We start from the raw sequence: 12,875 nt of genomic DNA, 5'->3' as shown, positions 1-12,875 counted from the left end.
CAGGAAGCTCGCATGGCGCTCAGAAATTGTCCTTGCGCTTGCGGATCTCGGCGAAGACCTCGGCATCCCCGGCCCTTTCCATGCCCAGATGCTTGCGGATTGCCGGATCGTGCCAGCGCAGGAAGGGATTGGTCGACAGTTCCTCGCCGATCGTCGTCGGCAGTGTCGGCTTGTTGTCGACCCGCAGCGCCTCGATCCGCGCGGCGCGTTCCTTCAATGCCGAATTGGTGGGGTCGACGCTCAGCGCGAAACGGGCATTGGCGAGTGTGTATTCGTGGCCGCAATAGATTGTCGTCTCGGCCGGAAGGGCTGCGAGCTTCTTCAGCGATTCGTACATCACAGGCGGCTTGCATTCGAACAGCCGCCCGCAACCCAGCGCGAACAGCGTATCCGCGGTGAACGCGACTTTCGCTGCCGGCAGATGGTAGGAGACATGGCCGGCGGTATGCCCGGGCGTGGCGATCACCTCGATGCGCTCATCGCCGAGATGAAGGACGGAGCCTTCTTCGACCGTTTCGTCGATGCCAGGGATTTTCGCCTTCTCCGCCTCCGGGCCGACGATGCGCAGCTTGAAGCGCTCCTTCAGCGCCAGGTTGGCCTCGACGTGATCCATATGATGATGCGTGGTCAGGATGACAGTCGGCGTCCAGCCGGTGCGCTTGATGGCGGCCAGGATCGGCGCTTCCTCGGGCGCGTCGATGATAGCGGTCTGGCCGCTATTGGGATCATGCACTAAGACGCCGAAATTGTCGGTGCGGCACATGAACTGTTCGATTTCGACCGGCATCGCGTCTCTCCATTAGAGCGCCGTGCGTCCAGCTGGACGCACAAAAGACGCTCTAACATTTTTAGTTGTTGCATCGGCCGCAGACATAGGGCGCCGCTGCGTGAATGTCATCCCGGGTGACAAAGCGAATAATCATCCTGGGATGTCAAAATGACATCCGCCGCACCGACCACTTGGGCCTTTTGTTGAATCCAGCCGATATCACGGCTACATCCCTGACATGCATTCCGACATCGTCGACCTTCGCTCCTTCTATTCGACAACGCTCGGCCGGTTCGCCGAGCGCTCGATCACCATGGCGCTGTCGTCGATATGGGCCGCGGTGCCCAATGAGCGGCTGGTCGGCCTCGGCTATACCTTGCCCTGGCTGGAGCGCTTCGGCTCCGATGCCGAGCGGGTCTTCGCCTTCATGCCGGCGACACAGGGCGCCGTGGTCTGGCCGGCGACCGGGCCGACGGCAACGGCACTGGTCTTCGACGAGGAGCTGCCGCTGGTCGATTCCTGCATCGACCGCATGCTGCTCGTCCATTCGCTCGAACATGTCGAGAACCCGCGCGAAACGCTGAACGAGATCTGGCGGGTCCTGTCGCCGGCGGGGCGCGTCGTCATCGTGGTACCCAACCGGCGCGGTGTCTGGGCGCGCTTCGAGCATACGCCGTTCGGCAACGGGCGGCCGTTCTCACGCGGGCAGCTCACCGAACTGCTGCGCGAGGCGAATTTCACGCCGGCCGCCTGGTCCGATGCCCTGTTCTTCCCGCCATCGCGGCGGCACTTCATGATGCGCTTCCACAATGTGCTGGAGCGTGCCGGCCGGCGGCTGTGGCCGATCTTCTCCGGCGTCATCGTGGTGGAAGCGCAGAAGCGGCTTTATCAAGGCGTGCCGGTGGCCCAGCGCGCATCTCGCCGCGTCTTCATGCCGGTGCTGTCGCCGCATGGCGCGACGCGGCTCGGCCGCCGGGCCGAGGGAAGGGGTGCAGCATCGTCGGCTCGGCAAGTGACACCTTCGTGATCGCAATGGAAACTTGCATCGCGCGGCATGTTTCCGACCTATCTGTCGTGCTGGGCTCGCGGAGTGCTTGAGGGCTGCCGCCGTCGGCTCTCTTCATCCGGTTTCAGCTTCGCTACTGAATGCAAGGATCTCGGCCATGGCTGATCAACTGGACAATCAGGCCACCGTTCAACCGGTCGCCGTGGCCAGCAGCCTGCGCGATCAGGTGGCGACGATCAAACGGGCGCTGATCGGATCGCCGGTTCGCAAATGGTTGCTATGGACGTCGGCCGGCATCATGGCCGTCATCGTCGCGACGTCGATCGGCCAGGTTCTGCTCAATCGCTGGAACCAACCCTTTTACGACGCGCTCGCGCGCCGCGACATGGCCGCCTTCCTGCATCAGCTTCTCGTCTTTGCCATGATCGCCGGCGGGCTGCTGGTGCTCAACATCGGCCAGACATGGCTCAACCAGATGATCCGGCTGAAGCTGCGCGAGGCGCTGACGCTGGATTTGATCGACCAGTGGATGCGGCCGGCGCGTGCTTTCCGGCTAGCCAATGCCGGCGCCATCGGCGTCAATCCCGACCAGCGCATGCAGCAGGATGCCGCGCATCTGTCGGACCTGTCGACCGATCTTGGTGTCGGCCTGCTGCAGTCGTTCATCCTGCTCGTGTCTTTCGTCGGCGTGCTGTGGGAGCTGTCCTCGGGCTTTGTGTTCCACATTGGTGGCTTGTCGCTGGCGATACCGGGCTACATGGTCTGGGCGGCGTTCCTCTATGCCGGCACCGCCTCCTGGCTGAGCTGGCTGGTCGGCCGGCCGCTCATCCGTCTCAACAGCGACCGCTATACGCGCGAAGCGGAGCTGCGCTCCTCGATGGTGCGCGTCAACGAGAACGTCGATGCCATCGCGCTGTACCGGGGCGAGGATGACGCCAGGCGACGGCTCGAACTCGACCTTGGCACGGTGCTGGGTGCCATGCGGCGCATCTACACCGCCCAGATCAACCTGTCCTGGGTAACCGACACCTATGGGTGGATCACCGTCGTGGCCCCGATCCTGGTTGCCTCGCCGGTCTATTTCTCGGGCGATATCAGCTTTGGCGGGCTGATGATGGCGGTCGGCGCCTTCAACCAGGTGCATTCATCGTTGCGCTGGTTCATCAACAACATCGGCAGCATCGCCGACTGGCGTGCCACGCTGATGCGTGTCGCCGACTTCCGCATCGCGCTCGATGAAACCGATGTGCTGCACGACAAGGAGAAGCGTATCTCCTTCGATGAAAACGCCAATGGCAGCCTGACGTTCGAGAAACTCCAGGTGGCCTCGCCGGAGGGTTGTACGAAGCTCTCCGACCAGCATGTCGAAATCCATGTCGGCGAGCGCGTGATGATCACCGGCGAGCCCGGCGCCGGCAAGACGCTGTTCTTCCGCGCCATTGCCGGCCTGTGGCCATGGGGGGGCGGAAAGATCGGCATGCCGGCGGGAGAAGCCCCCATCTTCGTGCCTCGTGTCCCTTACTTCCCCGCCGGTACGCTGCGCGAGGTGCTCGACCATCCCTATGGTGTCGCTCCGGCAAGCGATGCCGATATTTCGGCGGTGCTTGCCGAAGTCGGCCTCGATCGGCTGTCATCCTCGCTCGACCGGTCGGCCCGCTGGGAGCGTGAGTTGGGCGATGACGAACAGCGATCGCTCGCCTTCGCCAGGCTTGCCTTGCGGAAGCCGAAATGGGTGATCATCGATGAAGCGATGGATGCGTTCGACGGCCCGTCGCTGAGGCGTGTGCTGTCGCTCATGGATAAGCATCTGAAAGGTGCCGCGATCATCAATATCGGGCGCGGCCTGCACAACAATCAGTTCTTCCCGCGTTCCCTGACGATCGTGAAGGATACCGGCGTGCCCCCGCTGAAACCCGCCAGTGTCAGGGCGGGCGCCATCGAACCGCCGCCAGTCGCCGCTCGGCGCAAGACATAGAACGGCTGGAATTCGGACCGGGCGGCCACGCCTGCCACAAGCTTTATTTCGCCGTGATCGCGAGCGAATGTCGCGATCGAAACATCGCTCGTGCTGGCCATGCTTGAGATAATGAGCCTGCTTGCCTGCCTGGCTTGCGCCGAGGCCGCCCCGGTTCCTTCGGCGCCAAATACGCTGGCCGTCGACGTCGAACTGGTGCTGGCGGTCGATATCTCGCTGTCGATGGACGAGACCGAGTTCGCCCTTCAACGCGCCGGCTATGTCGAGGCGCTGCGGCACGCCGATTTCATCCAGGCGGTCCGTTCCGGCCATACTGGGCGCATTGCGCTCGCCTATTTCGAGTGGGCCGGCACGGTGCGCGATGACGCGGTCATCGGCTGGCAGATCATCGACAGTGCGCAGAGCGCCAACAGCTTTGCCGACAAGCTTGCGGCCCGCCCTTTCCGGAGTTTCCGCGGTACCTCGATTTCGAGCGCGCTTGCTTTCGGCGCCGAGCTTTTCAACGGCACCAATTTCGCGAGCGAACGCAGCGTCATCGACATATCTGGCGACGGCCCCAACAATATCGGGCCGCCGGTCACTGTGACGCGCGATGCGGCCATTGCCAAGGGCATCGTCATCAACGGCCTGCCGATCCTGATCAAGCCATCACCGACCTTCAGCCATCTCGATCAGTATTATGCGCAGTGCGTGACCGGCGGACCTGGTTCCTTCGTGCTGCCGATCCATGCGGCCGCCGAATTCTCAACGGCGATCCGGCGCAAGCTGATTCTCGAAGTCAGCGGCATTCAGGACAAGCCCAAGATCATGCCCGCCGAGATGGACGCGCCGATCGACTGCCTTCTGGGAGAACGGGACAGGCGGTTCCTGTCGGATCCCTATTTCCCGGAACTGGACCGATAGGCCTGGCCGTGGGCCAGGCAGGCCCCTGCAACGCGCCGTACTCGATCGCTGCGCTGCCGCCAGGTCAGGCCGGTGGAATTCCAAACTTCCCGCGAACCTCGTCGTAAAGGCCGCGCCGCCAGCGGCGGCCGTAGAGATAACCGGCGATCAGTTCCGGCAATGAATAACCAAGCGCGTCGGACGAGCGGTTGGCCATGTATCCAGCAAATGCCTGTGGTATCCGCCCCCGGAGAATATCGGCGATGATCTGCCGCGTGATCATAAAGGGTGGGACATGGGGGTAAGAGCGAGCGATGTGCGGGTGCTTACTCATCAGGATCGCATAGGCTTCGACATAGCCGTCCCGGCGGCCCGAAATCGAATTCTGCGAATTGTGCTTCGTCCAATCGATATCTTCCGATAATTGCGCGCCGAAGCGCTGTGCGAAGCGCAGCAGAAGCTCCCGGTCCTGCATCCGGGGAATGTCGCTGTCATAGCCGCCGATGGCCAGCAAAGCCTCTCGCCTCGCCGTTATCGCCGACCCGGCGATGAAGGCCGTCTGCGCAACCACCGCCCGCTCCAGCATCGCCGGATTGAGGAAGGCACCGCGGTTGACACAGGCGGTGCCACGGCCACCCTTCACCGAGACATATGAGGAGAGCAGGACTTCGAGCGCCGGATTGTCGTCGAACCATGCCAGCGTCCGTTCGAGCCGGTGTGGCAGGAAGAGATCGTCCGAATCAAGAAAAGTCACCACGGGCGCCCTCGCCAGCTCGATGCCGGCATTCCTGGCGGCATTGGCGCCGCGCCATTTCGCGCCGACATAGATCAGCCGAGGGTCGCGAATGCGCGCAAGCGCCGCTTCCGTCCCGTCGGTCGAGCCATCGTCGACGACGATATGCTCAAACCGCGCCATGCTCTGAGAAAGCACGCTTTCCACCGCGCGGAGCACCGTTTCGCGCCGGTTGTGAGTCGGGGTGATGACCGTGATGAGGGGCAAATGCTCCACGTCAGCTGTTTCCAGCGCGAAAATGCACTTTCCGATAGCTCTTCAGGATGGTTGAATGGATCGGACTTCCCCCTGGCTGGCCCTCATCGGATTAAGTGCGACGCTACAAAAAACAACCTGTTATGTCACCCATTGTGCCGTCGTTCTGACGACAAGGGAATGGTGAATTCCGGCGCCTAGCGCTTCAACCGCAACACTTTTGCCACCGCTGGAATTGGCGGAAGCTCTTGGCGGTTGCGTCCATGTGGTGTTGGCCGACGGCGTGGAACATCCGCACAAGCCCACGGATATCCTCGCGTAGGAGGCCGACGGCAGCCTTATCGCTTCAACAAAAACACCGCCTGCTGGCCAAAGAAATTCCAGAACCACCAGGGCATCGACAGGCCGATCTTCTGGCCGTTGGCGTCGAGCGCGGTCGCCTTTTCCACCGTCGCGCCAAGCTCCTCGCACAGATTGACGAAGTCGCGGATGGTGCAGAAGTGGATGTTGGGCGTGTCGTACCAGGAGTAGGGCAGATCCTTGGTCACCGGCATGCGGCCCTTGACGAACAGCGACAGGCGCACCCGCCAATGGCCGAAATTGGGGAAGGACACGATCGCCCGATTGCCGATCCGGAGCAGTTCGTCGAGCACCAGCTTCGGGTTGCGGGTGGCCTGCAGGGTCTGCGACAGGACGACGAAGTCAAAACCCTTGTCGGGATAGAATTCGAGATCCTTGTCGGCATCGCCCTGGATGACCGAGAGGCCGCGCGCCACGCATTCGTTGACGCCGCGCTGCGAAAGCTCAAGGCCGCGACCGTCGACCTGCTTGGTTTCCTGCAGCAATTCGAGCAGCGAGCCGTCGCCGGAGCCTACGTCAAGCACGCGCGATTGCGGCGGGATGAGGTTGGCGACGACCTCAAGGTCGACACGCTGGCTGCCATTGACGCTCATGGCTTCGCCTCCTGAGTGGCGCATGACGATGGTCCGAAAAGTCCGCAATTTTTCTGGGTCATGGCTTCGCCTTTCCGTCTGACGCATGACCGTGGTCCGAAAAGTCTGCAACGTTTCGGGGTCATGCGCCGAGCCCCCTGGCGCGCGCGGCCGAACCGATAAAGCCGTTGATGGCGGCAAACAGTTCCGGCTCGTCGAGCAGGAAGGCGTCGTGGCCGCGGTCGGTCTCGATCTCGACGAAGGAAACCGAGGCGCCGGCGGCGTTGAGCGCGTGCACGATCGAGCGGCTCTCTTCGGTCGGGAACAGCCAATCCGACGTGAAGGACACCAGGCAGAAGCGGGTCTTCGTGCCGGCAAAGGCGTCCGCCAGCCGGCCGCCATGGTCGGCGGCAAGGTCGAAATAATCCATCGACCGTGTCATGTAGAGGTAGGAGTTGGCGTCGAAGCGGTCGACGAAGGTCATGCCCTGGTGGCGCAGATAGCTCTCGATTTGGAAATCGGCATCGAAGCCGAAGGTCAGCGCTTCGCGGTCCTGCAGGTTGCGGCCGAATTTGCGGTGCAGGGCGGCTTCCGACAGATAGGTGATGTGGGCGGCCATGCGCGCCACCGCCAACCCCTTTTCCGGGCGCTTGCCGTGCTCGAAATATTTGCCGCCATGCCAGTCCGGATCGGCCATCACGGCCTGCCGCCCGACCTCGTGGAAGGCGATGTTCTGTGACGAATGGCGTGCGCCGGTGGCGATCGGCAGTGCCGAGAACACCCGCTCGGGATAGCTCGACGCCCATTGCAGCACCTGCATGCCGCCCATCGAACCGCCCAGCACGCAGAAAAGCTTCTCGATGCCGAAATGGTCGACCAGCATCTGCTGCGCACGCACCATGTCGCGGATGGTGATGACAGGGAGGTCGAGCCCATAGGGCTTTCCCGTGGCGGGGTTGGTCGAAGCCGGCCCGGTGGAACCAAGGCAGCCGCCGATAACGTTGGAACAGATGACGAAGAAACGGTTGGTGTCGATGATCTTGCCGGGGCCGATCAGCACTTCCCACCAGCCTGGCTTGCCGGTCACCGGATTGGTGTTGGCGACATGCTGGTCGCCGGTCAGTGCATGGCAGACGAGGATGGCATTGGAACGGGCATCGTTCAGAACGCCATAGGTCTGATAGGCGATCTGGAACGGCGACAGCACCGTGCCGGCATCGAGCTTGAGCGGCTTGTCGGGTCCGAAACGCAACACCAGGCTCGACGGATTGTCGACCTCGTTGTTGGTCCTTGCTGCGCGCAGAGCGGCCATTCCTAATCTCTCTTGCTGCATCGTTTCTTGCGAAAATCTCCGCTGATTTTCGCGGCGCCGATGCGGTCGTCCGGGCCGGTAGCGGACAATAAAAAACCGGCATTGCCTTCGCAAAGCCGGTTACGTCACGCAAACGGCCCTTTAGCGAATTGTTTAACGTGGCTGCAAGCCGACCGGCCAAATCACCACGGAACTGTCACCGCACTTCTAGAACCCGCCCGCCTCGCCGTCAATGGCGGCGGCTGGCACTAGTGCCGCCTCTCGACATTGCCGCCCATGGCTTGTATTTCCGCAGCGGCTTCCGGATGGAGGCATTTTCGACGGATTTTGCAAGACATGAACCAGACACCGGATCAGGCACGTCCAACCCCCCGCGCGGGCATCATGGACATAGACGCCTATGTGCCCGGCAAGAGCACGGCGCCGGCCGGGGTCGCTAAGGTCTACAAGTTGTCGTCGAACGAGAACCCGCTTGGGCCGTCGCCGAAGGCGATCGAGGCCGCGCGTGAGGTCGCCGGCAAACTCGACATCTATCCCGACGGCACCGCCAGGCGGTTGCGCGAGGCGATCGCCGAGGTGCATGGCCTCAACGCGCAGAACATCATCTGCTCCAACGGTTCCGACGAGATCCTTGGCCTGTTGGCACAGACCTATCTCGCGCCCGGCGACGAGGCCATGTTCACCGAACACGCCTTCATGGTCTACAAGATCTACATCCAGTCGGCCGGCGCCACCCCGGTCGTGGTCAAGGAGACCGACGAGCGCGCCGACATCGATGCGATGCTGGCGGCTGTGACGCCGCGCACGAAAATCGTGTTCCTGGCCAATCCCAACAATCCGACCGGCACCTATGTGCCGTTCCAGGAGGTGCGTCGCCTGCATGCCGGACTGCCGAAAAACGTGCTGCTGGTGCTGGACGCGGCCTATGCCGAATATGTCCGCCGCAACGATTACGAAGCCGGCATCGAGCTGGCCGGCAGCGCCGAGAACGTGGTGATGACCCGCACCTTCTCCAAGATCGGTCTCGGCGGAGCGCGTATCGGCTGGATGTATGGTCCGATGCACATTGTCGATGCGATCAACCGCGTGCGCGGCCCCTTCAACGTCAATGCGACCGCGATCGAGGCCGGCATCGCCGCGATCCGCGACCGCGCCCATGTCGAGCGCAGCGTGGCGCATAACGAGACCTGGCTCGCCTGGCTGAGCGAGGAGATGACTGGACTCGGACTGCGCGTGACGCCCAGCGTCGGCAATTTCCTGCTCATTCATTTTCCCGACGACCAGAGGCATTCGGCGGCTGCGGCGGATGATTATCTGAGCGCGCGCGGCTATATTCTGCGGCGCGTTTCAGGCTACGGCTTTCCCAACGCGCTGCGAATGACCGTCGGTACCGAAGAGGCCAATCGCGGCGTTGTCGCCGCGCTCAAGACATTCCTGAAAAGCTAGAACGCCTGAAAAGTTACACACCATGGCATCACCGATGTTCGAAAAAATCGCGCTGGTCGGCATCGGCCTGATCGGCTCGTCGCTGGCCCGCGTCATTCGCCGCGAAGGCCTGGCTCGCCATGTCGCGATCTCGACGCGCAGTGCGGCAACGCTCAAGCGAGCCGAGGAACTGGGACTAGGCGATTCCTACACCACCGATTCCAGGGAAGCTGTGCGTGATGCCGATCTGGTCATCGTTTCGGTGCCGGTGGGCTCATCCGGTGCGGTGGCGCAGGAGATTGCGCCGGCGCTGAAAAAAGGTGCGATCCTCACCGATGTCGGCTCAACCAAGGCCTCAGTCATCGCGCAGATGCAGCCGCATGTGCCTGAGGGCGTCCATTTCATTCCCGGCCATCCGCTGGCGGGTACCGAAAAATCCGGCCCGGATGCCGGATTTGCCGACCTGTTCGACAATCGCTGGTGCATCTTCACGCCGGTGCCGGGCACCGATCCGGAGGCGCTGGAACGGCTGTCGGAATTCTGGCGCCGCTGCGGCGCCAACATCGACACGATGGATCCGCAGCATCACGACATGACGCTGGCCATCGTCTCGCATCTGCCGCACATCATCGCCTACAACATCGTCGGCACCGCCGACGACCTGGAATCGGTGACCAAGACGGAAGTGATCAAATATTCCGCCTCCGGCTTTCGCGATTTCACGCGTCTGGCCGCCTCCGATCCGACCATGTGGCGGGACGTGTGCCTGCACAACAAGGATGCCATCCTGGAAATGCTGGCACGCTTCTCGGAAGACCTGGCGTTCCTGCAGCGCGCGATCCGCTGGGGCGACGGCGACAAGCTCTTCGACCTGTTCACCCGCACCCGCGCCGTGCGCCGCTCGATCATCGAGGCGGGCCAGGATATCGACGCGCCGGACTTTGGCCGCCAGGCGGTCGAGCATCCGGCAAAGAGCTAAGCTGTTTCAGGCCAGGTCGCTGCCATCATGGCGAGCGTTCCCGGCCGATCTGGCGCGCCCAGCCTGCCGCCGAAGCGCAGGCATTTGAGCGCGGCGGCGGCACTGGCAAAGCGCAGTGCGTGCTCGATCGCCATGGCTTCCGCCAGCCCGACGGCAAAGGCGCCATGAAAGACATCGCCGGCGGCCAGCGTGTCGACCGCCTTGATCCTCGGCGCCTCGACATGGCGGGATGATCCGGCGCTTCGATCGAACCACCAGGTGCCCGCCGCGCCGCCGGTGACCGCGACGAAGGCGTCGGTGCGGGAGGCGAGATCCTCGCAAGCGGTCTCCAGATCCAACGCGTGGCCGCAGATGATACGCACTGCCGGTTCGGAGGCGACGATGTGCGAGGCCAGCGGCAACAGTTGCTCCAGCACCGCCAGCGGCGCGGTATCGGCATCGAGGATAGCCGGCCTGCCCGCGGCGCGCGCCGCCTTCAGGGCAAGTGCCGCCGCACCCGGCCAGCGCACGTCGGCCAGCACGGCATCGAACGCCGTGATGTCGGGAAACGGCAAGGCCTCGGGATCAGCCTGCGCGCGCGTGTCGTAGAAGGGCACGATGATACGCTCGCCATGCGCATCGACCAGGATCGAGGCCAGTGCCGAGCGTGCGCCGCTGACGCGGCGCACATGGCTGCAATCGACGCCCTCGGCCTCGATCCCAGCAATCAGCTGATCGCCGACCGGATCGTCGCCAGCACTCGCCCATAGCGATATCTCGGCGCCGAGACGACGTGCCGCGCAGGCCGCGCTCGTGGCCATGCCCGAGGCGATCTGGACGCCGTCCGAGGCGATGAATTTTCCCTGATGCGTCGGAAGCGACTCGACGCGCAGGATGGTGTCCAGCGTCAGCGCTCCAACACTCAAGAGCCTCACGGGTCTTGCCATGGGTGCTATTGCACCGGCTTGATCTTGCCCAGCGGGATAAAGCCGAGCGAGGCCTTGCCCTTGACCACCTTCAGCGGCATCGACGGCTCGCTGCCGAGCAGAGCCAGGGCGCCAAAACCTTGCTCGATCGCATTCTTCTGCTCGGGCACGGCGCCGGCAAGGATAGATGCCACGGCCTTCGGATCCTTGATCCTGATCATCAGATCGGCATCGACCAGGCCTTCTGCATCGACCGACAGCGGTCCGGAAACGGTGACACGCCCCGTCCCCGACGACAGATCGAGACTACGGATTTCGATCCTCTGGCCGCGCAGGCTTTTCACCTGCGTGCCGGCCAGCGCCACGCCGTTCTTCAGTGTCACGTCGCCGCTGGCATCGAGCGCCGGCAGCACGCGCCCGCCGATCGCGTCGGGATCGATTTCAAGATCGCCAAAGCTGCCGACATAGTCGAGATCCGCGCCATTCGGCTGCAACTGGCCTGATGCCTTGCCGGCACTGAACAACTCGACCGGATCGGTGTCGTCGGCCGGGTCGGTCTGGCCCGACAGGCCCTCGGCCTGCAGCGCTATACGCCGCGGCAGCGGATACCACAGTTTGACGTTGGCCTGCAGATTGTCCCAGTCGATCCAGAGCGGCATCATGCCCGGGACGGAGGTTCGGAGCGGACCGCGCAGATTGGCAACCGGCGACAAGGGCTGGACGATCTGGGCGATGGCATTGAAGGAGCCGGCCGAGGCGGCAATGTTCTTGGCATCGTCCTCGTAGGCGAGGTTGTCGCAAGAGACGGCAAAGCTCAGCGGATAGCCACTGACCTCGAGGTTGGCGCAGCCAGCCTGGATGCCGCTCTTATTGAGCGTGGCAACCGCCTTGTCGGCCTCCGACCTGACCCTGTTGGCCAGATAGAACCAGCCGGCGCTGTATATGGCGAACAGCACCAGGATGAACGCGGCAAGCCACCATAGGCGGCGACGGTTACCCGGTCGGCGTTCGTCACTTGACGTCATGCTTTGGCTCTCATTAACGCATGGATGGTGTGAACGGATTCTCGATTCCGGGAACACCAGTGGACAGAGACGATAGGTAGACGGACACGGGCGGAAAAAACACCGGTTTCCGGTGCGGTGTTGCCATTCTTTTGCAATCAGGCGCGGTGATATGGGCGATTTTTGGGTGTTCGGCTACGGTTCGCTGATCTGGCGGCCCGGTTTCGCGCATGTCGAGACACGACGCGCCCACCTGCACGGCTATCGGCGCTCGCTTTGCGTCTATTCCTTCGTGCATCGCGGCACGCGTCAGCGGCCGGGACTGGTGCTTGGCCTCGACCATGGCGGGTCCTGCGTCGGCCTCGCCTTCCGCGTGCCCGGCGAACTGCGCGACGAGGTCATTGCCTATCTGCGTGAGCGCGAGCTTGTCACCAGCGTCTATCTCGAGCGGACGCTCAAGGTTCGTCTCGACGGCGGCGGCGCGGTCGAGGCCGTGGCCTACATCGTCGACCGCAAGCATGAGCAATATGCCGGGGCGATGGACGCGGCGGACGCCGCGGCCGTGGTGCGTGGCGCGGTCGGCCGATCGGGCAACAACGAGGACTATGTGCTGAGTACGCTGAAGCATCTGGAAGCACTGGGCATCCGCGACCACTGGCTGGAGGAGGTGAAACGGGGGATAGCGTCTTTGTGAAGCG

Annotated in this window: 12 protein-coding genes and 1 riboswitch; of the genes, 6 read left to right on the top strand and 6 right to left on the bottom strand. The window is 63.3% G+C overall.

Annotation, left to right across the window (positions count from 1 at the left end; all coding sequences use genetic code 11):
- Nucleotides 1-19 precede the first annotated feature (19 nt).
- On the bottom strand, nt 20-787 hold the full coding sequence (gloB, locus tag EN851_RS14125) for a hydroxyacylglutathione hydrolase (RefSeq protein WP_135929461.1): 768 nt from the start codon (nt 785-787) through the stop codon (nt 20-22).
- Nucleotides 788-1,007: 220 nt separating this feature from the next.
- Here gloB and EN851_RS14120 point away from each other — a divergent pair, with 220 nt between their 5' ends.
- The 3 genes from EN851_RS14120 (at nt 1,008) to EN851_RS14110 (ending at nt 4,653) form a co-directional block, all read left to right on the top strand.
- Nucleotides 1,008-1,796: a methyltransferase domain-containing protein gene (locus EN851_RS14120; protein WP_127280784.1), complete on the top strand. Its 789-nt coding sequence runs from the start codon at nt 1,008-1,010 to the stop codon at nt 1,794-1,796.
- Between the two features lie 136 nt (nt 1,797-1,932).
- Nucleotides 1,933-3,750, top strand: coding sequence for an ABC transporter ATP-binding protein/permease (locus EN851_RS14115; RefSeq protein WP_135929460.1), 1,818 nt, complete (start codon nt 1,933-1,935; stop codon nt 3,748-3,750).
- A 99-nt stretch (nt 3,751-3,849) separates the two neighbouring features.
- Nucleotides 3,850-4,653 carry a DUF1194 domain-containing protein gene (locus EN851_RS14110; protein ID WP_135929459.1) on the top strand — a complete coding sequence of 268 codons (804 nt, stop codon included), beginning with the start codon at nt 3,850-3,852 and terminating at the stop codon, nt 4,651-4,653.
- A gap of 64 nt (nt 4,654-4,717) precedes the next feature.
- Here EN851_RS14110 and EN851_RS14105 read toward each other — a convergent pair whose 3' ends face one another.
- The 3 genes from EN851_RS14105 to EN851_RS14095 form a co-directional block, all read right to left on the bottom strand.
- On the bottom strand, nt 4,718-5,641 hold the full coding sequence (locus EN851_RS14105; protein ID WP_135920167.1) for a glycosyltransferase family A protein: 924 nt from the start codon (nt 5,639-5,641) through the stop codon (nt 4,718-4,720).
- Between the two features lie 317 nt (nt 5,642-5,958).
- Nucleotides 5,959-6,573, bottom strand: a complete 615-nt coding sequence (gene metW, locus EN851_RS14100) for a methionine biosynthesis protein MetW (protein ID WP_027143503.1) — start codon at nt 6,571-6,573, stop codon at nt 5,959-5,961.
- A 121-nt stretch (nt 6,574-6,694) separates the two neighbouring features.
- Nucleotides 6,695-7,864: a homoserine O-acetyltransferase gene (locus tag EN851_RS14095; protein WP_127872217.1), complete on the bottom strand. Its 1,170-nt coding sequence runs from the start codon at nt 7,862-7,864 to the stop codon at nt 6,695-6,697.
- 121 nt (nt 7,865-7,985) lie between these two features.
- Nucleotides 7,986-8,063, bottom strand: a riboswitch (SAM riboswitch).
- A gap of 137 nt (nt 8,064-8,200) precedes the next feature.
- Between EN851_RS14095 and hisC the strand changes: the two genes are divergently transcribed.
- Complete coding sequence (gene hisC, locus EN851_RS14090; protein WP_127278632.1) at nt 8,201-9,310, top strand: histidinol-phosphate transaminase; 1,110 nt, start codon at nt 8,201-8,203, stop codon at nt 9,308-9,310.
- A gap of 22 nt (nt 9,311-9,332) precedes the next feature.
- Entirely contained in the window at nt 9,333-10,268 is a 936-nt protein-coding gene (locus tag EN851_RS14085) for a prephenate/arogenate dehydrogenase family protein (protein ID WP_189521844.1), read from the top strand.
- Here EN851_RS14085 and EN851_RS14080 read toward each other — a convergent pair.
- Both EN851_RS14080 and EN851_RS14075 read right to left on the bottom strand, forming a co-directional pair.
- Nucleotides 10,265-11,194 (bottom strand): sugar kinase, encoded by a 930-nt coding sequence (locus tag EN851_RS14080; protein ID WP_135929457.1) that lies wholly within the window; start codon nt 11,192-11,194, stop codon nt 10,265-10,267. The genes EN851_RS14085 and EN851_RS14080 overlap by 4 nt on opposite strands.
- Nucleotides 11,195-11,199: 5 nt before the next feature.
- Nucleotides 11,200-12,198: a DUF2125 domain-containing protein gene (locus tag EN851_RS14075; RefSeq protein WP_135929456.1), complete on the bottom strand. Its 999-nt coding sequence runs from the start codon at nt 12,196-12,198 to the stop codon at nt 11,200-11,202.
- Between the two features lie 151 nt (nt 12,199-12,349).
- On the opposite strand from EN851_RS14075, the gene EN851_RS14070 reads away from it, so the two are divergent.
- The gene (locus tag EN851_RS14070) at nt 12,350-12,871 is read left to right on the top strand and encodes a gamma-glutamylcyclotransferase (protein ID WP_135929455.1); all 522 of its coding nucleotides are present in this window, start codon (nt 12,350-12,352) and stop codon (nt 12,869-12,871) included.
- Nucleotides 12,872-12,875: the final 4 nt, after the last annotated feature.

Source organism: Mesorhizobium sp. M8A.F.Ca.ET.208.01.1.1, from assembly GCF_004791315.1.
GTDB lineage: Bacteria > Pseudomonadota > Alphaproteobacteria > Rhizobiales > Rhizobiaceae > Mesorhizobium.
This window is presented reverse-complemented; position numbering and strand designations above follow the sequence as displayed.

Bases quoted from the DNA above. Each gene is read 5' to 3' on its own strand.
- gloB (WP_135929461.1), bottom strand. From the start codon at position 787: ATGCCGGTCGAAATCGAACAGTTCATGTGCCGCACCGACAATTTCGGC.
- EN851_RS14120 (WP_127280784.1), top strand. From the start codon at position 1,008: ATGCATTCCGACATCGTCGACCTTCGCTCCTTCTATTCGACAACGCTC.
- EN851_RS14115 (WP_135929460.1), top strand. From the start codon at position 1,933: ATGGCTGATCAACTGGACAATCAGGCCACCGTTCAACCGGTCGCCGTG.
- EN851_RS14110 (WP_135929459.1), top strand. From the start codon at position 3,850: ATGCTTGAGATAATGAGCCTGCTTGCCTGCCTGGCTTGCGCCGAGGCC.
- metW (WP_027143503.1), bottom strand. From the start codon at position 6,573: ATGAGCGTCAATGGCAGCCAGCGTGTCGACCTTGAGGTCGTCGCCAAC.
- EN851_RS14095 (WP_127872217.1), bottom strand. From the start codon at position 7,864: ATGGCCGCTCTGCGCGCAGCAAGGACCAACAACGAGGTCGACAATCCG.
- hisC (WP_127278632.1), top strand. From the start codon at position 8,201: ATGAACCAGACACCGGATCAGGCACGTCCAACCCCCCGCGCGGGCATC.
- EN851_RS14085 (WP_189521844.1), top strand. From the start codon at position 9,333: ATGGCATCACCGATGTTCGAAAAAATCGCGCTGGTCGGCATCGGCCTG.
- EN851_RS14080 (WP_135929457.1), bottom strand. From the start codon at position 11,194: ATGGCAAGACCCGTGAGGCTCTTGAGTGTTGGAGCGCTGACGCTGGAC.
- EN851_RS14075 (WP_135929456.1), bottom strand. From the start codon at position 12,198: ATGACGTCAAGTGACGAACGCCGACCGGGTAACCGTCGCCGCCTATGG.
- EN851_RS14070 (WP_135929455.1), top strand. From the start codon at position 12,350: ATGGGCGATTTTTGGGTGTTCGGCTACGGTTCGCTGATCTGGCGGCCC.